Genomic DNA, 23,062 nt, shown 5'->3' with positions numbered 1-23,062 from the left:
ATCTATGCGGGCCTGTTCGGTCCGGCGGTCGCGGCGGCCAAGGCCGCCTATGCCGCGCCGCCGTCTCCGTCACGGCGAGCCGGGCCGGGCAGTGTCTATGCTGGCCGGTACGCCAACGACTTCATCGGCGACGCGATTGTGTCGAAAGCGGGAGACGACCTTGTACTCAAGGTAGGCCCGGCCGCCGGCCGGTCCTATTCATTGAGGCATTTCGACGGTGATCTTTTCCTGACCTTCCCCGACGCGGAGACGCCGGACAGCCCCTCGGGTGTAAGTTTCGTGGTCGGCGCTGACGGCAAGGCGTCGGCCATGACTGTAGGTTTTCTCGACGACAATCATCTCGGCACGCTGCAACGTGTGGGGGACTGACTTCCAAATCGACCGGTCCCGCCGGGAGTCAGGATGCCGGGCCGTATCGGAGCAGTTTGAAGCAATCGCCGTTGCCCGATTTCGTCTGTGCCAGCGAGGGCTTCGATCTGTCGATCCATTCCTGATGTGACCTCGCGTCGGCTTCGATCGCCTCGACCGGTGCAAGACTGACAAAGCTGCGTCCGTGGCTGAGAAGCCAGCACGCACGGCCGAGAAATCGCCTGCTGCGCTGGCGCAAGAGGTCGGCATCGTAGAAGATGTCGAGCACCTCGTGCTTGATCTTGCGCTCGGTTTCAGGATTGGCGATCGCAACCTCGATCGGCTCGCCGCCGATCGCATCCTGCAGGTCCTTGTAGTCGAGGGTGAGTTGGGTGATGGCATATTTGATCTCGCTCTCGTCGCGCACGATGTCGAACCATAGCGTCGGATCGAGCTGGTTGACGACGAACGACGACTCGAAATCGCGCGACAGGTTGAGGATGTCGAAGTCCCGGATGTCGACGTCGCGCTCAACCAGCAGGATTTCGCGGATCTGCTTGCCAAGCTCCGCTCCCTGCGCGCCGATGGCGGCGTTGGTTCCACCAAGTTCGGGACTAACGTAGGCCCCGCCGTCATCCAGCAGCGCGTCGAATTCGCCAAGTGACTCGACGAGGGGAGCGCCGCGAGCGATGCGCGCCGCCAGCTTGGCCAGAACCTGCTGGAGATCCGTTTCGCGTCTGCGCTGGTCCTGGTAATTCTGCTGGAAAAAGAAGATGAACAGCGACACCCCGATGCCGATCAGGATCACGCCCAACTGCGAGAAGATGTTACGGTAGTATTCCAGCAGCTTTTCGCGATGACGCACGTCGTCGCGCACACTGTGGGCGACGCGCAGATTGACGATCAGCGACAGGATGAGCAGCCCAGTACCGACGAGGATGAGGCCGCCGATGAGCAGGTAACCATGGCCTGTGCTGAAATCCATTCGTTTTCCCTGAAGCCCAGACTGCGCAGAATAGTGCCATTTTGGCTAAATACCTACGGATTTGCGGGCGGTGGATTTGATGGCGGCGACCACCCCAGAAGGTTGACCCGCCTGGCCATCCGGCCGATAGCTCCGCCAGAAACTGCCCCGAGAACCCTGATGACTTCAGACACGAACCTCCACGATGCACGCTCCGCCGATCCTGACACCGCCTGGCAGGCGGACGTCCGCGCCGGGGTGCGCCACGTCCGCGACCTTGACCGCCTCCCGCTGTCGTCAGCCGAGCGCGCAGCCGCCCAGGCCGCGGCGGCGAACCATAAGGTGCGCGCGCCCAAAGCCTATCTCGACCTGATCGACTGGAACGACCCGGCTGATCCGATCCGGGCGCAGGTCATCCCCTCTCCGCAAGAACTGGAGGAAGCGGAAGGCGAACTCGACGATCCGATCGCCGACCATGACTTCAGCCCGGTGCCGCGCTTGACGCATCGCCATGCCGACCGGGTGCTGCTGTTCCCGACCTATCAATGCGCGGTCTATTGCCGGTTCTGCTTCCGCAAGGAATCTCTGACCTCGATCGGCAGGGGCTATACGCGCGAGGCGCTGGAGCCGGCGCTGGCCTATATCGCCAAGCATCCCGAAATCCGCGAGGTGATCCTGACCGGCGGCGATCCGCTGTCGCTGCCCGACAAGGCGCTGGCCGAAATCCGCGCGCGCATCGAAGGGATCGCGCATGTGCGGCTGCTGCGCCTCCACACGCGCGTTCCGGTGGCGCTGCCGTCGCGCATCACGCCGGGGCTGGTTGCGGCCCTGCAGGGCCGGCTGATGGTCACCATCGTCACCCATTTCAACCACGCGCGGGAAATCACTCAGGCCACGGAAACCGCCTGCCGCACGCTGCGGCAAGCCGGCTTCGTGCTGCTCAACCAGAGCGTTCTGCTCAAAGGCGTCAACGACAGCGTCGAGGCGCTGGAGGAGCTCTGCCGCGAGCTGATGTATCGCCTCGGCGTCAAACCCTATTACCTGCACCATGGCGACCTCGCGCGCGGCATGGCGCACCGGCGCACGACGATTGCGCAGGGGCAGGCGCTGACCGAAGCGCTGCGCGCGCGACTTTCGGGCATCTGCAACCCCGTCTATGTGCTCGACCTGCCGGAAGGCGGCGGCAAGGTGCCGATCGGGCCTTGCCATGTCGAGGGACGGGACGGCGAGAACTGGCGGCTGCGCGGGCTGGATGGCGAGGTGAGGGCGTATACGGAGATCGTTGGCGAATAGGACTGCGCGCTAACCCCTGTCTTTCTCGACAAACGCCAGCACCACCACGCGCGGGGCAACGCAGTAGGCGAGCCTGGCCTTGCGGCCTGTCTTCGTCGTCGCGCAGCCTGCGTTCAGGTCGACGGTGATGTCCTCATAGCCCAGCACCTCGCGATCGAGCGGATAGACGGCCTTGTAGACGGCTTCCTTGGCGGCAAAAAGGATGCGGCCGGCAAGATGCCGGTCGGCTGCGTCGGTGCGGTCCGCGGGTGTTGTCACGAGCGCCAAAATGTCATCCGGGAGAGGCTGCGCGGGCTCGACGTCGATGCCGAGCGAGGCGATATCGCCAACCGGTGCAACCGCCGCTACCGCCATGTCGTCGTCGTGCGCGAGCGAACCCATTATTCCCTCGGGCCAGACCGGCGCGCCGGACGGCATGCGCAGGATGGCGACGTCGCCGACGCCAAGCTCCGCCAGCAGTCCGTGCGCGATCCAGCGGGCCGCGCCGCTGGATCGCCGCATGCCAGGCTGGCGCGCGGGGATGGAATGCGCTTCCCCAGGCAGCAGATGGGCTTCATCGCCTTCGCGGATCAGGCGGCATCCGATCCGGACACCGCTCGGCGCGATCGCGGCCATAGCCTCCAGCAGGGTCGTTTCCTCCGATGAATTCGCAGCGGGCGGCGTCAACGATCGACCATCGGCAGGACGGCGATCATTTCTCCGTCCTCGTCGATGCCTTGTTCCACGAAGCCGGCGCCGCGATAGAGGTGGCGCGCGGCCTCGTTCTCGGGCTCGTAGCAGATCGAAACCTCCCTGATATGGTCGAGATTACCGATCTCGTCGAGCAAGGCGCGCAATGCGGCCTTGCCATAGCCTTTGCCCTGGTGGGCGCGGTCGATCATGAAGCGGTAGACCAGCGCCTCGTTGTCCGACGCATCGTACATCAGGAAACCGACGACACGGGTCCCGGCCATGATGGCGCGCGGCCGCGCGTCTTCATCGGTTTCGGCTTCTTCGAGGGACTCCGAATTGCCGGCGACGAAATCCCTCTGCTCCGGAGCCAGTTCCAGGGCCGCGACCAGGGCGCGGTTGGCCCTGGTCACGGCAACGAGACGGGTGTCCTCGGTGTTCAAGCCGATGCCTTGGCCGAGGACTCGGTGATCGGCTCGACGAAGCGATGCAGCTTGGCCGGGTTGCCGCGCCATATGGAGTTGGGCTCCAGCTCTTCGCCCTTCATGACGAAGGAGTCGACATCGACCACCGAGCCTTCGCCCATGACGACGCCGTAGTGGACAAAGGCGGAGGGTCCGAGCGTGCAGCCCTTGCCGATGCGGATGAAGTCGGACTTGAAGGCGCCTTCCTCCAGCGAATGGGCCTGGATGACGCAGCCCTCGTTGAGGGTGGCGTCGTCGCCGATCTCCACCAGCGAGCGTTCGGTCAGATTGCTGCCGCCGTCATAGACACGGCTGCCGATCCTGACGCCCAGCATGCGCAGGATCATCGGCCGGAATGGCGTGCCGGCGAACAGCCGCACGATCGGCGAATCCGCCAGCTTCCAGTGGCGTTCATGACGCCAGAACGCCACGTCATAGATCGTCGTCATCTGCGGCTTCAGCCTGCCGAAACCAAGACTTGCCCGTTCCACGAAGATGTAGAAGGGAATGGTGATCGCCGAGGTCAGGAGCACGGCGACGAACAGTGCGACTTCAGCCCATTCGGTATAGTAGTTCAGCGCCCGGTCCCAGATCGCCAGCGTGGCGAACAGCATGACCCATTGCGTTGCCACGAACAGCAGGATCGTCACCAGATTGTGGCGGTTCTTCAACGGGATGCGCCGGCGCCGGTCGTCCTCGTCGATGCCGGCGATGAGTTCCTTGTCGCGGTTCACCATGCGCGGGATTTCAAAGGCAGGCGAACCCAGAAGCCCGACATTCTCGCGCAGCGGCCCGTCGATGGGGATCATCACCTTGGTGCCGAGCAGGACGTTGTCGCCGGTGCGGCCGTCCGGCGGATAGTAGATGTTGTTGCCGAGATAATTGCGCTCGCCGATTCTCGTCGGCTCGAGCCTGAAGGCGGCGGCGGATTTGTGCATGTTGATCATGAACAGCCCGTCCGACACCATGGTCTCGGTGCCGATCTCGCACAGAAGCGGGTTTTCGTGCTGCTGGTTGGAGCCGAAATTGGAGCCGGTCTGCACCACCTTGTTGAGGTTCCAGCCGATCGCTCGCATGTAGTGCACGATGGCAGAGCTGTCGCCGGCCAGCAGGCCGAGCACGCGCGAGTTGCTGGAGAATTCAGCGACGGTCTGCAGCCAGTAGCGGAAGCCGTACAGCGTGTAGGTGCGGCCTGGCTTCAACAGCAGGCTGACCAGGCGCGGCACCAGCGTCGCCGCCAGGAAGGATGCGGCCATGTAGCCGAACAGCGTCACCGTGGTGCCGATCGCGACGACGCCGATGGTTTCCTGGTAGTCGTCGCCGACATTTTCCCAATAGCTGTGGAACAAGAGCGGCAAGGGGGTGACGATGGCAAACAGGCCGATCAGCTGAACCGCTTCGAACAGGAAGCGCCGGATGTTGGACGGATCGACATTGCGCACCTTGCAATAGTCGGCCGTGGTCGGCACGGCCGGCGAGCCATGCCAGCGTTCGCCGTCGGGGATGCTTTGGCCGCGGTGCAGCGAGGACGAATGGCCGAGCTGGGCGCCGTCGCCGATCCTGGTGTCGATGTCGAGCGTCGAACCGACGCCGACAAAGGCATCGCGGCCGATGGTCAGCGGCCCGGTGTGGATGTAGCCGGACTGCGCCCGGAAACCGAGGATCATCGATTCCTTGCGCAGGATGGTGTTGGCGCCGATCGAGATGAGATCGGTGCAGACGGGCACGGATTTCGATTCGATGACGGCGTTCTTGCCGAGCCTGGTGCCGAGAAGCTGCAGGTAGATGCTGTAGAGCGGGCTGCCGCGGAACAGCACGACGGGCGCGGTGCGGATCAACGTCTTGACCACCCAGAAGCGGAAGTAACGCACGCCCCAGATGGGAAACGCCTCCGCCTTCCAGCGGCCGACCAGCACCCATTTGGCGAGGACGGCAAAACCCGACATGCCGAAGAACACGGCGGCCGAAAGCGCCACGCACCTGATGTAGAGCTGCAGCGGATCGTCGAGCGCGTCGTACATCCAGTTGAGGCCGCCATTGATCGCCCACAGGGCGCCATAGCTGTAGAGCCCGTAGAACATCAGCTGTGCGGCGCCGCAGGTCCAATAGGCAAGATTGGAGGCCCGCCGCGTGAGGACGGGCTCGTTGGTGGCCGTCGTCATCTCGTCCGCTACGCCCAGATGCAGCGCCAGCCGCGCCACGGTCGGGTGGAGGTAGATGTCGCGCATCGACGCCGTCGCCCATTCCTTCCTGGTGCGCACACGGGCGCAGAAATGCGCCATCAGCAGCGAGTTGGCGCCGAGATCGTCGAAGAAATTGTCCTCGACGGACACTTCGTCGAATTTCAGCACCGCGGCCAGCGCGTCGGCCAGGAAACGCTCGTCGTCATTGCTGGGCGCGACCATGGCGCGATCGCCCGAAAGCCGCACGCTTGTCGGCTTCGGCAGCTGGCGCAAATCCACCTTGTTGGAAACGGTCATCGGGATCGCCGGCAGCTCCTCCAGATAGGAGGGCACCATGTAGTCCGGCAGCCGCCGCTTCATCGTCCTGGCGAGGTCCGCGCGCGAGATCGCCGTCTGGCCGGCCTTGGCTGCGAAATAGGCGACGAGTTCGACGCGGCCGGGCTCGATCTCCCAGATAGTGACGGCGGCTTGCGCGATCTCGGGCTGGTCGAGCAGCACCGCCTCGATCTCGCCGAGCTCGATGCGGTAGCCGCGGATCTTCACCTGGGTGTCGATGCGGCCGTTATATTCGATCTCGCTTTGGTCGTTGATGCGGCCAAGGTCGCCGGTGCGGTAGATGCGCTTGGACGGGTTGTTCGGCAGGCCGACGAAATCGGCGATGAATTTCTGTTCGGTCAGGTCGGGCCGGTTGAGATAGCCGACCGCGAGCCCGATGCCGGCAATGCCGATCTCGCCCAGTTCGCCCGGTTCGGCGAGCTGCGGCAGCGAAGCGTCGAGGATGACGATCGAGTAGGTCGGCAGCGGCGCGCCGATGGTGACGGGACTGTCCGGCGTCAGCGCGCCCATGGTGGCGGTGACGGTCGCCTCGGTCGGGCCATAGGTGTTCAGGATCTGCCGCCCCGGCTTCGACCAGCGCACCACCAGATTGTGCGGACAGGCCTCGCCGCCGACCAGCAGCGTGCGCAGGCTGGGCACATCCGATGTCATCGACGACAGCAGCGTCGGGCTGCAGGCGATGCAGGTGATGTCATGGAGCCGCAGGAAATCGGCGAGTTCCTCGCCCACCAGCGGCATCTGGCCGGGTGCCGGCACCACGGTTGCGCCGGCGACGAACGGCACCCAGATCTCTTCGGAGGAAAAGTCGAAGGCGATCGTCATGCCCTGGTAGACGCGGTCGCCCGGCCGGTAGCCGTAGGAGGCGGCGGCGACGCGGATGAAATTGACGAAACTCTGGTGCTTGATGACGACGCCCTTGGGCTTGCCGGTGGTGCCCGACGTGTAGAGGATGTAGCAGGTGTCGTCCGCTGAAGCGGCCTTCGCATGCGGCTTCAGCGGCGCGTCGGACTGTTTGGTGATTTCGGTGGCAGTGCTGTCGATCAGCAGGTGCGGAACCGGCAGTTGGCCGGCGCGCGACGCATAGGCGGCGATGGTGACGATCAGGCTGACGCCGGCGTCTTCGATGATGAGCGCCATCCGCTCCTCGGGAAAGGCGGTCGCCAGCGGCACGAAGGCAGCGCCCGCCTTCATCACGGCGAGCAGCGCGACATAGGTCTCCGCCGAGCGGTCGAGGATGAGCCCGATGCGGTCGCCCGGCTTCACGCCGCGCTTGACCAGCAGGCGGGCGAACTGGTTGGCCCGCCTGTCCAGTTCACGATAGGTCCAGACACGCCCATCGGAGATCACCGCCGGCAGCGCTGCGAACATTTCGGCGAGCTGTTCGAAGACCGTGTCGAGCCGCTCGCCGGGCAGGCCATGGCGGGCAAAGTCGGCGCCCGTCAGGATTTGCCCGCGCCTGGCTGTCGCGGGAGCCGTTCTTACCAGCGCAGCGACACCTGCCGGGCCGCTTTCCAGCCCCGATCGTTCCGCGTCCAGTTCGGCGACATCGACACCGTGATCCATTTCCATACTTTCCCGTCCAGGCCGGGCATTGCCCGGCACGGCCATTTTTCCAGTTGTTGTGGGATGCTTATGCCATCCGATCTTTTCGGCAGTTTTTCCGAACTGTTGAATATTGTTTCTGAACTGTGTCTGGGCGGGGTTTTGAGCCTCCCTTGGCGGCTGCGCCCGGCGGCAACGCCGGCGCGCGCGCCAGCGTTTTTCTGGAACCAGCCTTGAGGCCCCGCATTCTATGAGCAGGGACTGAAGGAGCGTGTCGTGAAAGCGGTTTTGGGACTGGTCTGCGGCTTCGTGCTGACCCTTGCGGTCTTCGGCAGCGGACTGGGCTTCGCCGCCTGGCTGCTTGCCGCAAAGCCGCCGCGCCAGGCAACGGCCACCGTCAGCGTGGCGGAGCTGTGGACCAAGAAGGCGCGGCCGGTGAACAAAGCCGGGCAGGGCCTCGAACGCCTGCCGGCCGCCCAGCCGGCGCCGCCCGACATCCCCGCCAAACCGCAGGAAACACCGCCCGACCCGACGGTCACCGGCGCCATCGCGCCCAAGGCGGCGGAATTGCCGTCTCCGCATCTCGCCTGGTGCGCCAGCCGCTATCGCTCCTACCATCCGGACGACAACAGCTATCTTTCCTACAGCGGGCAGCTGCGCCCCTGCATCTCGCCCTATCTCGAAGCCGCCGGTCAGGCCGGCCAGCCGGCCGCCGGCGATGGCGGGGAAAACGGCGCTGGCCTTGGCGTCTACCTTGCCGACGATGACGGCGAAGCGCTTTCGGCCGACCATGTCGATTCCTGCTTCAGCCGTTACCGCTCCTACCGCCCGGAAGACAACTCCTACCAGCCCTATTCCGGCGGCCCGAGACGGCAATGCCAGTAGCCCCCGCGCGCCGCCGGCATGGCGATCCGATCGCGTGGATTTTCCGGAGCGTCCGCATTGTCGCGGCGTTCAACCCTGACCCCAAGGAGGACTGACCATGAGCGACGACCGGGACGACAGAATTCGTGAGCGCGCCTACCAGATCTGGGAACGGGAAGGCCGCATGCAGGGCGACCCCGAGCGGCACTGGCACCAGGCCGAGGCCGAGATCGACCGCGAGGGAGCCCTGCCGCTGACGGCGGGCGACGCGCTGCCTGAAACCGGCGAGATCGCCAGCTCCGACGTGCTGGAGGTCGAGGCGCTGGCGGTGCGCACCGGCATCTCCGGCGACGAGGCACAGGAACTGCTCGACCGCCTGGGCAACGACCGCGCCGCGGTCGAGCAAGCCGCGCGCAGCCTGAAGGCCAAAGGGCGGCGAAACCCCGATGAGGGACTGGCGAAATAGTCGGAAGACGAAAAATGCCGGCTAGGCTGCGACGGCTGATCGGCACGAAAAGCCCGCGCCTCTGGCGGAGGACGCGGGCCGATCGGAGGGCCGATCTTCGGCAGGCGATGGAGGGCACCACCTGCCGCATCCACTAACAATTAGCTTTGGCTAATGTTCCGTCAAGTTGGATCTGAATTTGCTGCGTTGGAATGTCCCCTCCGCCGCAATTGCGCCGCTGGCCTTGGTGGCCGCCGGCAGGCAGCTTGCGTCGATGGATAGGAATTTTTTCTTGACGGGGTGAGGGCAGCTATGCTACATTTTTGCCTATGGTGCTGATTTGCGCCAGTGACCCGCCACCCAGGCGGGTTTTTGCGTTTTGGCCGGCGCTCGCCGAATTTCGACGTTGCCAGAAAGCGCCGACGCCAAAGCTGCCAATCTCCCCACTTGTGGGGGAGATGGCCGGCAGGCCAGAGGGGGCGCCGTAGAGTGCCGCCTTCGAACGGGTGGATCATTTGGATCGGAACGGCGTTGAGCCCTGACACAACCGGGGAATGAGCATGGCGACGAGGCGCAGGCGCTGGTCGGCAGGCCGGGCCGCCCGGCAAGCGGAAACCTTGATCAGGGCCAATCCTAGCCAGGGAGAGCGAGATGATCCGAAAACTCAAGGACGGCAAATACCGGCTGTATTCGCGGAAGAAGGACGACAAGACCGGCAAGCGGCGCAACCTCGGAACGTTCGATACGCGCGAGGCGGCGGAGAAGCACGAGAAGGAGGTGCAGTATTTCAAGCGGCATTGAGAGGCGGCCTCTGGCTGTCGCGATGGTGACTCACCAAACGCCAATGCGGCCGGCGCTGAATACAGCCGTCACCCGCAAGATGTCTACGCCACGCGTGGTTGAGCTGGCCTGACCACGGTGGCGAGGACGATGCCGGCGACGATGAAGGCCGCGCCGACCAGATCGTAATCGTGCAAGCCCTCGCCGAGCAGCAGATAGGCGAGCACGGCGACGAACACCGTCTGCAGGTAGAGCAGCATGCTTGCCCGGCTAGCACCCAGCGTTTGCACGCTTTTGTTGTAGAGATAGTACATCAAGGCGCCGCCGGGGCCTGCCAGATAGGCGAGCGCGAGAAGACTGTGGAGGTTCATCGCGGAGCGTTCGTCGTTGAACAATTCCCACGCATGGAAAGGCAAGGCGACCAGCGCACCGGCGCCGAGCAGCAGCACGACCATCGGCAGGAGTTCGATGCCGAATTTGGCACGGCGCAAAAGCACGGTGTAGAGGCCCCAGCAGAACGCGCTGCCGACGATCCACAGCTCGCCCGCGTTGACCTTGAGTTGCAGCAGCGCCCCCAGGTTGCCGTGGGCGACGATGAAAATCATCCCGGCAAGCGCAACCAGCGCGCCAAGCGACTTCCACAGGCCGAGAGGCTCGCCAAGCACGAAACGGGCGAGCACCATCGTCATGACAGGCGACAGCGCCATGATGATACCGGCCGTGGTGGCGTCGGTGTGGTTGAGGCCGTGGTAGATCATACCTTGGCACAGCGTCAGGCCGATCGCCCCCACGGCGACGACTTCCACGGCGCGCGTTCGCAAAAGCCCGATCATCGCCTCGTGATGACGGTGCACGATCGGCAGCAGGATGGCGCAAGCCAGCGTCAGCCGCCAGAAGCAGAGACCCCAGGGCGGCATTTCAGGCGCCACCCATTTGGCCGCGATATAGACACCAGCCGAAAGCAGCCAGCACAGGACGGCGGCCGGATAGCCGGCCAGGGAGGATATGGGGCGCACGGGTTGCACGGCTTGATGCGCTATCGGCATTGCCTGCATGTCATGCCCCCTTCGATGACCTCGGCCGGACGGGGGAATATAGCCTGTGTCGCTAGGTCGTGCATCCGTTTTGAAAGGCGAGAAGGAAGCTGCTCGGCCGATCGTGAAAACGATGTCAGTCTGCCTTGTCGCCGGAAGGCATTGCGGAAACGTCCATCCACATCGCGCCCACGGCATGGCCATCGGGATCAGCGAGGTCGCGTGTGTACATGAACCCGTGATCCTCGATTGGATTGATGTCGGCGGTGCCACCGTTCGCGGCAGCAGCTGTGGCCATCGCATCGACCGCCTCGCGGCTGTCCAGGGACAGCGCCAGCATGACCTCGCTGGACGTTGAAGGCGGGATGGGGCGCGTGGTCATCGTCTGCCATTTTTCACGGCTGAGCAGCATGAAGTTGATGTGGTCGCTCCACACCATCCCGGCGGCCGCCTCGCTGGTGAAGCTGGGATTGTTCTTGAACCCGAGGGATTCATAGAACGCCCTGGATGCCTTCACGTCGGTCACCGGCAGGCTCACGAAAATCTTCTTGCTCATCGATCATTCCTTTGATTGTCGAGGTGCCAGCGAGTGGCGCCTGCTTTAAGACGGTTGACTGCGCGTAGATCCGACACCGCATCTCAATTTTTTTGAATCGCCGGCGCAGGGGCACGGACGCCGAAACCGAGATCGACCGCGAGGCAGCTCTGCCGCTGACGAAACTGGTGAGATCGCCAGCTCCGACGCGCTGGAGGTCGAGGCGCTGGCGGTGCGCACCAAGCGAGGCGACCTCGGCCGCGTCGGGCGGCCGAACCAGAGGCGCCGAATTTGCGGGCGCCTCCGTATTATGATCCAAAAAGACACCGGGCGAGCGACAATCTAGCCCCTTCGTATTGTCGGTGGCAATGCGAAGCAAAAAAACAGCCTAGAAAGACGATGCTCAGTCGACTCCGGTATTAACCCCGGTTATCAAAGTAGCTGCACGATATTCAAGGTCTTTGACTTTCTGCTGCAGGTCGTAGTCGCTGCTGGCGAATAGATCGTGATCGCCCACGCGACAAACGAAAAAGTCGTAGAAGAACTCAATCGGGCTTTGGGTTACCAAGTCACTCAGATTATCCGGGAGAGAGGCCAAAACAGAGCTCGCCTTAACAATCTTCGTACCTTGCGCACCAAATGCGAATACGAATGATTCGGGGGAATTATCGACCATCCTTTCACACTGCTTGCGCAGTCTAGGTTTGGAATCAACGCTAAGCCCGTATCTGGTATTCTTATTAATTTTGGATTGCACTTGAATTCCTTTTTGAACTAATAATCCATCGAAGGACAATTCAAGGCTTATGAAGAGGTCGGCTCCAGTTCTGGTTTCTTGTCCCGATTGCTTGTCGGAAATATGCGTTGCAACACTCCACGTGACGCCTCCGTCTGAGAAATTGGACATCCGCTCATCCAGAAGGGTAACAAACTTCTCACTGTAGCGCTCTTCTCGCCCTTTGACAGTCACCAGCTTTAGTCGAACGTCTCGATCTACGGCCGCGACCTTCTCAGCCGCCGCCCTCATCGCATGCTCGAAACGAGTAAGCATTCAGTGGCTTCCTTTTGCGGGATTCTTCATCAGATCTCGGCCTTGGGCTGTAGGTTGCCAATCGGTTCTCTGTGTGGTTCGTGCGGTCTCTGTTCCCGGCTTCGTTCATGGCGATGGGACCGCATGGAAACTGCCGTGATTTTTCTGAAGACCTTCCTTCAGTCGCGCGAGTCTGTCTGATCGATTCACCAGCGACTTCTGAGAACTGCAAAACGTTAAGTTTAATCCGGATGCCGACACCAAAATTCCTTGGCTTCAACGACTACCTATCGTCGTCATCCACCGGCCAATCACTGTCAGGCGCTTGCCCAGCAAGAATTCGTTGCGACCCATTCACGATTGCTTCCAGCATTCTACGCTGACCACTATCTAGCTTGCCATTTTTGAGATGCTTCTTTCCGGCTTCTATCAAAACCTCTAAATCATATAACTCCGGTTCTGGATGATTCCTCATGGAGTAGGTTCGAACGGGGGCACCGACACTATGAGCTGTCAATCCATCACCTACTTTGACCATAAATTCCGCGTTATCTTGCATCCCAGAAGCAAGCCATGCCTTGGGTTCTGCGGGTGTGGCCAAGTATGCCCAGGCCCTTGCTATATCGAAATAGTACGGCGCGGATAATAGGCGGCCCTCGGCCGCCGCCGTCAATATCTTCGATAACAGTATTGGCCCAAGCTTGTCGAAGGCATCTTTTTCGATGAGAGGGGCATCTCCGCTTTCCGCCCGAAACACCCCGATGCTTCGTCCCATATCGACAAACACGGTCGCGCAAAATGCTGCTGATTGCGCCTTTTCGAAAGCTTCAAACAATCGAATGCCTGCATCACCCTTTTGCCAAGCTTCGAGCATGTTCCTAATGAGGAAGCGGATTTGTGCCTTAGGCCCAAGGGATAGGAATGGTGGTTCCCAATCTATTGCCAGCACCTTCTCTCCGATCTTGAAAAGCTCGTCCAAGAGCGTTTGGGTCGGTCTGGCAGGATGGCGACCACGGTATCGTATCCTAAGTTCGTCCAACAATAGGCCGATCATAGGCTCGCCTTTACTGTTAAAGCGCGACAAATATTGACCCAAGGTATTCGCGATCAACCCGCTATTGTCTAAGTTTGCCAACAGCGCATCAATGACCGACTTTGGGATAGAATCCTTCGGTAGTCCCCAGCCGAAATAGGTCTCGTATCCCTCTTTGCTGCCGATGCCGCGACGCCTCATTACGTCTTCATAGGGCTCGCTGCTTATGCTATTTCCTCCCAGCCATTTTGCAGATCCGGGAAAGAGCGCAGAAAGTACATTAAGGATCTGCGGAACGCGTTCGTTGTCAGGATATCGTCGCTTGAGGTTCTCTACTGCGGCGGTCTTGGCTTCGTCTCCGGTCATTGCGAAGCGCCCCTCAGAAAACAGAAAATCGCGATTGTCGCGAACCCAGTTGAATGCCGCTTCGTCGAAGAGCTTTAATCCCTCCATTGCCAATAAGTCTTGTGCGTCGATTTCGTTTTTAAATGTGGGCCAAGCCATTTTCACCGCGTTTGCCAATTTAACAACGTCGCGAGGGGAATTTATCCATCGATGTATTCCATCTATGACAAGATATTCCCACCGACTGGTGCGGTCTTGCGTCGCAAGAAGGAAGGCGATCTCACGATCGAGAATCTTGAGCAGAGCGTGCCTCTGCGGCTGTGGCAATTCGATTTCTTGCTGAATAATCTTCTCGGCGTATTTCGGCCCGCTCCTTTGTAGGTTGCCATCAAGTGCGCTCCAGACGATCTGGCGGTCGTACGATAATATGTAAACAACATTCGGTAGCTGGCCAACCGTCTTTACCATCTGCATGATTGACCGAACCTCGTGGTCCTCAAGTCTATCTAGGTCGTCGATCGCGACCACTATGCGCCTTCGTGAATTGCGCAGCTGTAGCTTCAATTTTTCGTATGCCAACTGAACCGAAGGTTCGTCGAGAAAACGGCCGATCATGCCGTTGATAGATTTCTTCGCCATTGCACCCGCGAAGCCCGCCCCAACCTTAGTGGGATCAACCGCCATGCCGAGAGTGGCGAGCGCCTCCACAAGTGTGTCGGCTGGACCCCTAACGTGGCGCAGAAACCCTTTTCCTTGGCGCTTCCACCAGTTGTCTTTGGTGCCGAGGTTCTCGGTGAGAACCTTGAAGAACGAGGCCATCAGATCTTGGTGGCCCGCAACTATCCAGGGTCTAAAATCAATGAACCCTATTCGATTTCTTTGGTCTTCGAGTTCTTCATTAAATTTATTGATATGAGCTTTGACGAAATTGATCGTGGTCGATTTGCCGCTGCCCCAGCGACCGTGTAGCCCAATTACATAGCCATTGGGCGCGTCGAGGTCACGAATAGCGTTGAAGAGCATTTTGGCAAACGGCGCGTACCCGAGCAGGTCGTCCTGCCAAGGATTGTCTTTGGGCAGATCGTCACCAAGACTATACTTCTGTTCATTTGACATGCCATCACCCCGTCCCGATCTTCGATATCGCACAGGGCGTTGGGGCGGCCAAATCATTTTTCTATCGCGCAAGCGCAGCAGAAATCCTCATCTTCTCGGACCATTCTCATGCGGCCACTGCTCGTCTCCTCACCCCCCCCATTAACCATTCGTTAACCATTCCCTCGCTAGCGTTTACCTCTCAGTAAGGATTCGCCAGCCGTGACCTTTGCCGCCCCCCTCGAGGCCAAATCCATCCGCTTTCGTGCCCGCTCTTTCGTCGCTTTCACATTGACGCCGGAGGCGCCTTTGGACGTGTGGCTGGAGGGGCTGGATCACTGGATCGGCAACTCGCCGGGCTATTTTGCCGGGCGGCCGGTGGTGCTTGATCTCAACACTTTGAAGCCCGATGTCGCGGCGATCGAATCGCTGGTCGGCGTGCTTGGCCATCGCGGCATCCGTATCTACGCCATCGAGCTCGACGGCCACACCGCACTCGAGCCCAACCTGCCGCCGGTGCTGGTCGGCGCCAAGGAGGCGACGACGGATGGCCTGCTGCCCCGCAGGGCGCGGGAGGATGTTTCCGGAGAGGGCAAGGCCGAGAGCGGGGCGCCTGAAGCCGGCCCGGACAAGGACAGCGTCGGCAAGGCTGACGCAAGCAAGGCGGGCGATAGCGAGCCGCAGGTTGAAGCTTCGGGCACGCTGATGATCAAGGCGCCGATTCGTTCGGGCCAGGCGATCGTGCATCCGCATGGCGATGTCATCGTGCTGGGTTCTGTCGCTTCCGGCTCGGAGATCATCGCGGCGGGCTCGATCCATGTCTACGGCACGCTGCGCGGGCGCGCTTCGGCGGGTGCGCTCGGCAACAGGGGCGCGCGCATCTTCTGCCGCAAGAACGAGGCCGAGCTTCTGGCGGTCGACGGCTGGTATGTCACCGCCGAGGAGATGGAAGGCGTTTCGCGCGGCAAGCCGGTGCAGGCGTTTCTCGACGGCGACGCGTTGCGGGTTTCGACGCTGAGCTGACATTCGTTTCGATATTGGGGCGGCCGGGCCGCTCGACCAAGAAAACAACAACGGAGGCTTTTCAATGGGCAAGGTAGTGGTGGTCACCTCGGGCAAGGGGGGCGTCGGCAAGACGACCTCGACGGCGGCCCTCGGGGCGGCCGTGGCCAAGACCGGCAAGAAGGTGGCGCTCGTCGACTTCGACGTCGGCCTGCGCAACCTCGACCTGATCATGGGCGCCGAACGGCGCGTGGTGTTCGACCTCGTCAACGTCATCCAGGGCCAGGCGAAGCTCTCGCAGGCGCTGATCCGCGACAAGCGGGTCGAGACGCTGTTCCTGCTGCCGGCCTCGCAGACGCGCGACAAGGATGCGCTGACCGAGGAAGGCGTCGGCGAAGTCATCGACAAGCTGCGCTCGGTGTTCGACTACGTCTTCTGCGACAGCCCGGCCGGCATCGAGCGCGGCGCGCAGCTCGCCATGCGCTTTGCCGACGAGGCGGTCATCGTCACCAATCCGGAAGTGTCGTCGGTGCGCGATTCCGATCGCATCATCGGCCTGCTCGACGCCCGCACCTTGCGGGCCGAGCAGGGCGAGCAGATCGCCAAGCATGTGCTGGTGACGCGCTACGATGCGGCGCGCGCCTCGCGCGGCGAGATGCTGTCCATCGACGACGTGCTGGAAATCCTGTCGGTGCCGCTGCTCGGCATCATTCCGGAAAGCCAGGACGTGCTGCGCGCCTCCAACCTCGGTTCGCCGGTGACGCTGTCGGAGCCGCTCAATTCCGCTGCCAAGGCCTATATCGACGCTGCCAGGCGGCTGGAGGGCGAGGAATTGCCCGTCATCGTGCCCTTCGAGCGCAAGGGCTTCCTCGATCGTCTTTTGGGAAGGAGGGCGGCATGAACCTGCTCGACATCTTCAAGCGGCGCTCCAGCGCCCCGGTGGCGCGCGAGCGGCTGCAAGTGCTGCTCGCCTATGAGCGCCGCAACCGCAGCCAGCCCGACCTCGTCTCCATCCTGCGCGAGGAGATCATGGCCGTCATCGCCAAGCATGTGCAGATCGACCAGGACTATCTGCAGGTCTCGATGGACCGCGGCGAGACCATGTCGACGCTGGAAATCGACATCCAGATCCCCAACAAGAGCGCCGTGCCGCTGGCCATGGCGGGGTGAGGGCAACTTAGGGGGAGCCGCGATCCTTCGCGCCCCCCTCTGTCCTGCCGGACATCTCCCCCACAAGTGGGGAGATTGGCAATTTCTGCGCTTCAGTTCTTCTTGCAACGTTGGCGATTGGCGAAAGCCCGCATGACGTCCAATCTCCCCGTGTGGGGGAGATGTCCGGCTGGACAGAGGGGGCGCTGTCCCGCCGGCAGAACCGGCTTCGCACCCTCGCACCGCATCGCTCGCGCCGTCCAAACCCCTAAAATGTCCCAAATTTACCTTTGTGCCGACGGGGCTTCCCCTGCGCAAGCAGCGGATGTAAGGATATATTAGCAATTTATTAAGTTCTAAGCGAGGTATGCGTAAGGGGAGTTTGGTGATGAACTTCAGAGGCCTGATCAAGCGTGCTGAAGACGTGGATAAAGCAATCCAGGACCTGCAGATCGATTTGGCGGACGCGCTGGATGCAAGTCTCGACGCCGACGACCTGGCGCCGCCAGAGAGCGACGATGTGCCGGATGCCCAGGCGGCATCCGATGACGGGCCACCCCAGGCCGATGCGGCAAATGACGACAATGCCGGGAATGCCGAGGATGCGGGCGCTGCGGACAGTTCCGAAACCGCGCCAAGACTGACCGCCCATACACAGACCCGGCTGGCTGCATTGAGCGCCTTCGAGGGACTCTTCCACGACGCCAGGGACTATCTGGAGGAGATCAACGACAAGCTGTCGGAGATCGGCACCTCACACCATCTGACGCGCGAATTCCTCAACATCCTGCACAGCGACATCCTGCGCGCCAACGAGCTGGAGGTCGCCAATGCCGCCCTGGCCGCCGAACAGAGGGCTCTGTCGGAGAAGCTGCACGACGCGACGCGAAAGCTGCGCGAGCGTGACGGCGCTTTCGAAGCGCTGCAGCAGCGCGAGACAAGCCTGGTCCAGGACCGGGAGACGCTTCGTGCGGCACTTGCCGCGGTCAGGCTGGAACTCGTCGAGACAGCCAATGCGAGCTCCAAACGCGAGGCGGAGTTCGGCGACATCGCCAAGCGGCTGACCGCCAGGACGGTCGAGGCCAACAGGCGCTTGCGCGAAAGCAAGATGCTGCGCGAAAAGCACGTCAACCTGTCGATCGAACTCGACAAGGCGCTGAAGCGGGAATCGCAGGCGCGCCACAGACTCGACGAGCTGTCGGCGGTCCATGCCACCGAAGCAGCGCGGCTGGCGGAGCTGCTGGCGGCGCTCGGCAAGAGCGAGAAAGAGGAGATGCGGCTGCAGAAGTCGCTCGAGGCGGCACAGGCGAAACTGTCGGAAACGACCGAAGCGGCCCACATGATGGAAGGCGACAAGGAAGCCGAGCTGGCTCGCAGCCAGGCGGAAATGCGCGGGTTGAGCTCGGAGATCCAGAACCTGCAATCGCGGCTGGAGCAGGTGTCGAGCGAAAACAGCGAAGCCGCGGGCGAGATCGCCAGGCTCAAGAGCGAACTCAACGATGCCCTGGCCGAAAAGAAGATCGCCGATGAAAGATTGTCCGCGCTGAGCCAGGAGAGCGAAAGCGACAAGATGAGTCTTTCCAAGGTGAACGCCAACCTTTCTCAGCTGACGCTGCAACAAGCGTCCGAACAGATACAGTTCGACGTGCAGAGGCAGGAGTGCGAGGACCTCAAGGCCGAAATCGCCTCGCTCAATGCCCGGATCAAGGAACTGCTGCCCTATGAGCGGCTCCACAAGGCCACCAATGGCAGGCCGCGCGAGGACGGCGTGGTCGAGATGGCCGGGGCGATGGCGAAGAAAGCACGGACGACGGGCAGGCGGCGCATGCGCAGGAATGTCGACGCCGCCACCTGAAGCGTGTCGCGCCTGAAGGATTCAGGCGACCCGCTTCAGATCCTTCTTTTGTGCATGGGAGGCCGGCACCTCACCCGGAGAGTAAGTCCAATGGGGCACCGGCCAGGCGGATCGACAGGTCCGCCGCACAGGCAAGGTAGCGCGCCTCGGTCCCGCACGGCATTGGTGCGATCACGGAAGGTGCCAGCGGCAATTCCCCTGGCTTGTGATTCGAACCCTTGCGACGACCCGCCGGCCGGAGGCTGCAGACACGCCCAGGATAAGATCGCGGGCCGGCCCGGCGCCTTCTCAGTCGAGCGGTTCGTGCTGGTAAAGCTCGTCCATGCTGAGCGAGGCCAGGGCGCCGAAAGGGGCCTGCTTTTTCACGCGGCCGCCGCTCAGGATGACCACGTCGTCGCAGAACGAGATGGTGCTGTGGTGATGGCTGATGACGATGGTCGTGCGGCGGCCGGCTCTCGACTTCAGGGTCTCGACGATGGCCGCTTCCGACAGCCCGTCCACGGCATTGGTGGCCTCGTCCAGGATGAGGAGATCGGGATCGCGCACCAGGGCTCTCGCCAAGGCGATGCGCTGCCTCTGTCCCGCCGACAGATTGACGCCCCTGTAGCCAACCAGGGTCTCGTAGCCCTGAGGCAGCCTTTCGATGAATTCATGCGCTTCGGCCAGTCTTGCGGCGGCCTCGGCATCGCCGGCTGTCGCGGCATCCTGGCCGTAGGTTATGTTTTCAAAAATGCTGCCGTCGACCAGTTCCAGTTCCTGGCTGGCCAGGGCGATGTGCCGGCGCCACTGGCTGGCGTCGATCCGGTCGAGCGGCGATCCATCGACGAGGATGCTGCCGGTGTCCGGTTCGACGAAGCGGCACAGGAGATTGACGATCGTCGTCTTGCCGGCGCCCGAGCGGCCGATCAGCGCCGTCGAGCGGCCACCGCGGATCTCGAATGTCGCCGCGTGCAGCACCACCTCGCGCCGGTCCGTGCCGGAGTAGGTGAATGTCACATCGTCGAACTTGATGCCCTGGCGCAGGCCGTGGAATGGCCCGTCCCCTTGCGGCGGTTGCGGCTTGCCTGTGGGATCCAGCAGCCAAGTCACCTCCTCAAGCGATCCGCTCAGGCCTTGCAGCTGGCTCCACGACCCCTGCAGGGCCCGCATATGCGGCTGCAGCCTGTAGAGCAGGATGACGAAGGCGATGATCAGCGGGAAACTCACCTGCGCCAGCCAGGCGCCGATCACCACCGCCAGGAACAGCATGGCGTGGAGAACCTCCGTCAGCGGCGGCAGCGCTCCCTGGCGCACGAGCAGCGCGAAGGAGGCGCGGCGAACCGCATCCGACGCCGTGTCGAACATCGCCTTTTCCCGGTTCTCCTGTCCGAAGATGCGGATCAGCCGTCCGGCATGCACAAGGTGAAGCATCTGCGAGGCGAGGTGGCCGTTGCGCGAGGCGACGCTGCGGCTTGGCTCCTTCAGATTGGCTGAGAGGACGGCGTGCGCGATCTGGACGAGCGCCAGTCCGAGCGTGACCAAAAGCGTCATGCGCCACGAAAGCAGCAGCAGGAAAGCCAGGAGGATGATGGCGGCCGATGCGCTGACGATGGCCGACAGCATGATCTGGATCGCATCGGAAGCCCGCCAGGATTCGTTGGAGATGATGTTGAGCAGGCGTCCGGGGCTCTGCCGCAGGAAGAACGGGTAGCCGACCCGCAACAGCTGCTCCGACAGGGCGCTGCGGATGGAATGGCTTGCCTTGCCGGAGATGAAGGTCGTCAGCAGCGTGTTGGCGAAGGCGAAGACGTTCTTCAGGATGATCGAGCCGAGGATGGCGGCCGAAATGACGATCAGCCGGTCGCGCTCGCTCAAGCCCGATCCGACGTGCTGGAGGACGGCGGAGAAGCCTGCCATTCCGGCGGCATCCCCGTGTCCCATGATGATGCCCAGCAACGGGATGATCAGGCCGATGCCGAACCCTTCGAGGACGGCGCTGACCAGGCCGAGAATCACCACCGCCGGAAGCAGGCGCAGTTGCCGCTTTCCGAACGCCCGGAACAGCATCGGCAGGTTTGGCGGCAGCATTGGCATTACAGCGTTTCACCTCGCCTGGGCATTGGCTTGTTGATCTTGGCGCACCGGTTCGGCTCGCGGCCGTCTGACCAGCAGGAGAACCGCGAACCTGGCCGCGCCGAGCAAATTCATGGCGACGATCGGCCAGTGCGGCAGGTTGAGTTCACGATCGAAGGCGGGTCCTCCCGCCAGTTCCCGGAAAGCCCCTCTTGCGGCCCAGTAGAAATGGCGAAGCAGCCAGGGCGCGTGGCGAACATGCTTCAGGCAGAGCCCGCCATTGCCCAGGCTGTAGTCGCGATGCAGCTTTTCGATGGCTTTGCGATCCCGCCGGCCGTGATGATGGAAAATCGTCATGTCAGGCACATACTCGACCGCGATGCCGAGCAGCATCGCGCGCACGAGATAATCGGTATCCTCGGCCGACCGCAATGGTCCGCCGGCGCCGAAGCGTTCGTCGAAATAGCCGATGCGGGCCGCGACATCGCGGTGCATCGTCATGTTGCAGCCCAGCACGAAACCGCCGGGATGAACATCTGGCGTCAGGCGTTCGCGCGCCCACGACCGCTTGATGGTGAACGGCAAATCCCGGGGATCGCCAAGCTCGACACGGCCGCCCCGGATGAGCCATTGTTCCCCGGACGCATAGTGTCGCTCCAGATCGCGCAGATAGTCGCGATGGACCGCGCAGTCGTCGTCGACGAAGACCAGCACACGGCCGCGCGCGCGCCTCAGCCCGGCGTTGCGCGCAGCCGCCAATCCGGGGCGCGGCTCGCAAACGGGCGTGAACGGAATTTCCGACGCAGCCGCGATGCTGGCCAGGCGTTCGGCCGTGCGGTCGCTCGAACCGTTGTCGACGACCACGAGTTCGGCGGCGAAGCCGGCATGTGCGCGGCATGCGGCTTGCACCGACTTGATGCAGGCATCGAGCACGGCGACGCGGTTGCGCGTGCAGATGATGAAGCTGACTTCCGGCGCCGCTCGTTCCGGGCGGGGACCGGCCGGGGCGGGGCCAAGCGCCGTCGAACGATCGCGCTGCAGGGGTTGGTTGGCTTTGACGATCATGCCTCAGCCCGCCTGATAAGGTGCCAGAACCGCCGCGGCGGGCGCAGATTTGAAGAAGTATGCCATGGCATCGGCCTGCCTGGCGGCCGACAGCGAAGCGCGGCTGAGCCAGGGCGCCCAGGCGCCGGGCCGCAGGGCATATTGTTCGCGGCGCCGGATGACGTTCCATTTCGCGGTCCGCGTCAGCAATTCATGCGTCAGCGCGGGCTGCTTTTCGTCGGCGACGAGCTGGTAGAGGAAATAGAACAGGTTCAGCGCGCCGGCCTCGAAGCTCGGCCGCGTCGCCGCCGACAGCGAGCGGATCTCCTCCTCCAGCGCGACGATGAAGTCGGCCGCACGGGCGACGGTGCCGTGGCTGACCGCATCGCCAATGTCGCGCAGGTCCCGCGTGGCCTGCGCCAGGCCCTCGCGCTCGAGGTTCTCAGCCACGATCCGCAAATGCGTCCTGCGCATCTCCTTGACGTGCCGGCTCGTCACGCTTGCCTGATGGACGCGGTAGACGACCAGGTTTTCAGGCATCATGGCTGCCGGGTAACGGCCGGCCAGCCGCCTGAAAAGATCGAAATCCTCGGCATGCCGGTAGGCCTGGTCATAGTGCAGGACGCTGTCGTCGATGACCTTCCTGTTGTAGACGACCGTCGGGTGCATGAAGATCGTGAAGAACATCGCCAATACAGGGATGCGGCCGAACTGGAACACCGGATCGGGCCTGCCCCTGGCGATGCGGCCGCGGATCAACATGTCGACGCCGGCGCCGCAGAAGCCCAGTTCGGGCCGCCGCTCGAACAGCGCCACCTGGCGCGACAAACGCCAGGGATAGGCGACGTCATCGGCGTCCATCCGCGCGACCAGTTCGCCCCGGGCGATCGCCAGCCCTTCGTTGAGCGTCGCGACAAGGCCGCGGTTTTCGCGCGAGATGATCGAAATGCGGCTGTCGGCCTTTTGGCATCGCTCGAGATACTCGAGCGAATTGTCGGTC

The 23,062-nt window shown here is 62.7% G+C and carries 20 protein-coding genes; 9 read left to right on the top strand and 11 right to left on the bottom strand.

Features of this window, described 5'->3' with window-relative positions; genetic code table 11:
- Positions 1-369: DUF3471 domain-containing protein (locus EN990_RS29435; RefSeq protein WP_127388470.1), on the top strand; the 369-nt coding region annotated here is incomplete at its 5' end.
- 28 nt (positions 370-397) lie between these two features.
- Here the strand turns inward: EN990_RS29435 and EN990_RS29430 are convergent.
- The gene (locus EN990_RS29430) at positions 398-1,333 is read right to left on the bottom strand and encodes a hypothetical protein (protein WP_063172626.1); all 936 of its coding nucleotides are present in this window, start codon (positions 1,331-1,333) and stop codon (positions 398-400) included.
- A 159-nt stretch (positions 1,334-1,492) separates the two neighbouring features.
- On the opposite strand from EN990_RS29430, the gene EN990_RS29425 reads away from it, so the two are divergent.
- Positions 1,493-2,605 carry a KamA family radical SAM protein gene (locus EN990_RS29425; protein WP_127368995.1) on the top strand — a complete coding sequence of 371 codons (1,113 nt, stop codon included), beginning with the start codon at positions 1,493-1,495 and terminating at the stop codon, positions 2,603-2,605.
- A gap of 9 nt (positions 2,606-2,614) precedes the next feature.
- Here EN990_RS29425 and EN990_RS29420 read toward each other — a convergent pair whose 3' ends face one another.
- Genes EN990_RS29420 through EN990_RS29410 form a run of 3 tightly spaced genes read right to left on the bottom strand, consistent with a single transcriptional unit; the run spans position 2,615 to position 7,826 of the window.
- Positions 2,615-3,220 (bottom strand): 4'-phosphopantetheinyl transferase superfamily protein, encoded by a 606-nt coding sequence (locus tag EN990_RS29420; protein WP_127368996.1) that lies wholly within the window; start codon positions 3,218-3,220, stop codon positions 2,615-2,617.
- A 47-nt stretch (positions 3,221-3,267) separates the two neighbouring features.
- Positions 3,268-3,717, bottom strand: coding sequence for a GNAT family N-acetyltransferase (locus tag EN990_RS29415; protein WP_245460964.1), 450 nt, complete (start codon positions 3,715-3,717; stop codon positions 3,268-3,270).
- Positions 3,714-7,826, bottom strand: a complete 4,113-nt coding sequence (locus EN990_RS29410; protein ID WP_127388469.1) for a Pls/PosA family non-ribosomal peptide synthetase — start codon at positions 7,824-7,826, stop codon at positions 3,714-3,716. The genes EN990_RS29415 and EN990_RS29410 overlap by 4 nt, the downstream gene beginning before the upstream one ends.
- Positions 7,827-8,075: 249 nt before the next feature.
- On the opposite strand from EN990_RS29410, the gene EN990_RS29405 reads away from it, so the two are divergent.
- The 3 genes from EN990_RS29405 to EN990_RS29395 all read left to right on the top strand — a co-directional run bounded on the left by EN990_RS29405 (position 8,076) and on the right by EN990_RS29395 (position 9,909).
- Positions 8,076-8,684 (top strand): BA14K family protein, encoded by a 609-nt coding sequence (locus EN990_RS29405; protein WP_127385212.1) that lies wholly within the window; start codon positions 8,076-8,078, stop codon positions 8,682-8,684.
- A 97-nt stretch (positions 8,685-8,781) separates the two neighbouring features.
- A complete protein-coding gene (locus EN990_RS29400) occupies positions 8,782-9,129 on the top strand; it encodes a DUF2934 domain-containing protein (RefSeq protein WP_027160800.1) in 348 nt (115 codons plus the stop codon).
- Positions 9,130-9,759: 630 nt separating this feature from the next.
- Positions 9,760-9,909, top strand: a complete 150-nt coding sequence (locus tag EN990_RS29395; RefSeq protein ID WP_086081318.1) for a hypothetical protein — start codon at positions 9,760-9,762, stop codon at positions 9,907-9,909.
- An 83-nt stretch (positions 9,910-9,992) separates the two neighbouring features.
- Here EN990_RS29395 and EN990_RS29390 read toward each other — a convergent pair whose 3' ends face one another.
- From EN990_RS29390 to EN990_RS29370, 4 genes are all read right to left on the bottom strand, one after another.
- Positions 9,993-10,943 carry an EamA family transporter gene (locus EN990_RS29390; RefSeq protein ID WP_127370153.1) on the bottom strand — a complete coding sequence of 317 codons (951 nt, stop codon included), beginning with the start codon at positions 10,941-10,943 and terminating at the stop codon, positions 9,993-9,995.
- 115 nt (positions 10,944-11,058) lie between these two features.
- Positions 11,059-11,478, bottom strand: a complete 420-nt coding sequence (locus EN990_RS29385; protein ID WP_127370152.1) for a VOC family protein — start codon at positions 11,476-11,478, stop codon at positions 11,059-11,061.
- A 382-nt stretch (positions 11,479-11,860) separates the two neighbouring features.
- Positions 11,861-12,508 carry a hypothetical protein gene (locus tag EN990_RS29375; RefSeq protein WP_127385211.1) on the bottom strand — a complete coding sequence of 216 codons (648 nt, stop codon included), beginning with the start codon at positions 12,506-12,508 and terminating at the stop codon, positions 11,861-11,863.
- Positions 12,509-12,770: 262 nt separating this feature from the next.
- Positions 12,771-14,981 carry a P-loop NTPase fold protein gene (locus EN990_RS29370; protein WP_164753780.1) on the bottom strand — a complete coding sequence of 737 codons (2,211 nt, stop codon included), beginning with the start codon at positions 14,979-14,981 and terminating at the stop codon, positions 12,771-12,773.
- Between the two features lie 201 nt (positions 14,982-15,182).
- Here EN990_RS29370 and minC point away from each other — a divergent pair, with 201 nt between their 5' ends.
- The 4 genes from minC to EN990_RS29345 all read left to right on the top strand — a co-directional run bounded on the left by minC (position 15,183) and on the right by EN990_RS29345 (position 18,966).
- Entirely contained in the window at positions 15,183-15,983 is an 801-nt protein-coding gene (minC, locus tag EN990_RS29365; protein ID WP_127369379.1) for a septum site-determining protein MinC, read from the top strand.
- Between the two features lie 64 nt (positions 15,984-16,047).
- On the top strand, positions 16,048-16,863 hold the full coding sequence (gene minD / locus EN990_RS29360) for a septum site-determining protein MinD (protein WP_013530671.1): 816 nt from the start codon (positions 16,048-16,050) through the stop codon (positions 16,861-16,863).
- The gene (gene minE, locus EN990_RS29355) at positions 16,860-17,132 is read left to right on the top strand and encodes a cell division topological specificity factor MinE (RefSeq protein WP_024501686.1); all 273 of its coding nucleotides are present in this window, start codon (positions 16,860-16,862) and stop codon (positions 17,130-17,132) included. The genes minD and minE overlap by 4 nt, the downstream gene beginning before the upstream one ends.
- A gap of 367 nt (positions 17,133-17,499) precedes the next feature.
- Positions 17,500-18,966, top strand: a complete 1,467-nt coding sequence (locus tag EN990_RS29345) for a hypothetical protein (protein WP_127388468.1) — start codon at positions 17,500-17,502, stop codon at positions 18,964-18,966.
- 288 nt (positions 18,967-19,254) lie between these two features.
- On the opposite strand, the gene EN990_RS29340 is transcribed toward EN990_RS29345, so the two are convergent.
- From EN990_RS29340 to EN990_RS29330, 3 genes are all read right to left on the bottom strand, one after another.
- Positions 19,255-21,039, bottom strand: coding sequence for an ABC transporter ATP-binding protein (locus EN990_RS29340; RefSeq protein WP_127385209.1), 1,785 nt, complete (start codon positions 21,037-21,039; stop codon positions 19,255-19,257).
- A gap of 9 nt (positions 21,040-21,048) precedes the next feature.
- Positions 21,049-22,083: a glycosyltransferase gene (locus tag EN990_RS29335; RefSeq protein ID WP_127385208.1), complete on the bottom strand. Its 1,035-nt coding sequence runs from the start codon at positions 22,081-22,083 to the stop codon at positions 21,049-21,051.
- 3 nt (positions 22,084-22,086) lie between these two features.
- Positions 22,087-23,062: glycosyltransferase (locus tag EN990_RS29330; RefSeq protein ID WP_127388467.1), on the bottom strand; the 976-nt coding region annotated here is incomplete at its 5' end.

Source organism: Mesorhizobium sp. M7A.F.Ca.US.005.03.1.1, from assembly GCF_003997975.1.
Lineage (GTDB): Bacteria > Pseudomonadota > Alphaproteobacteria > Rhizobiales > Rhizobiaceae > Mesorhizobium > Mesorhizobium ciceri.
This window is presented reverse-complemented; position numbering and strand designations above follow the sequence as displayed.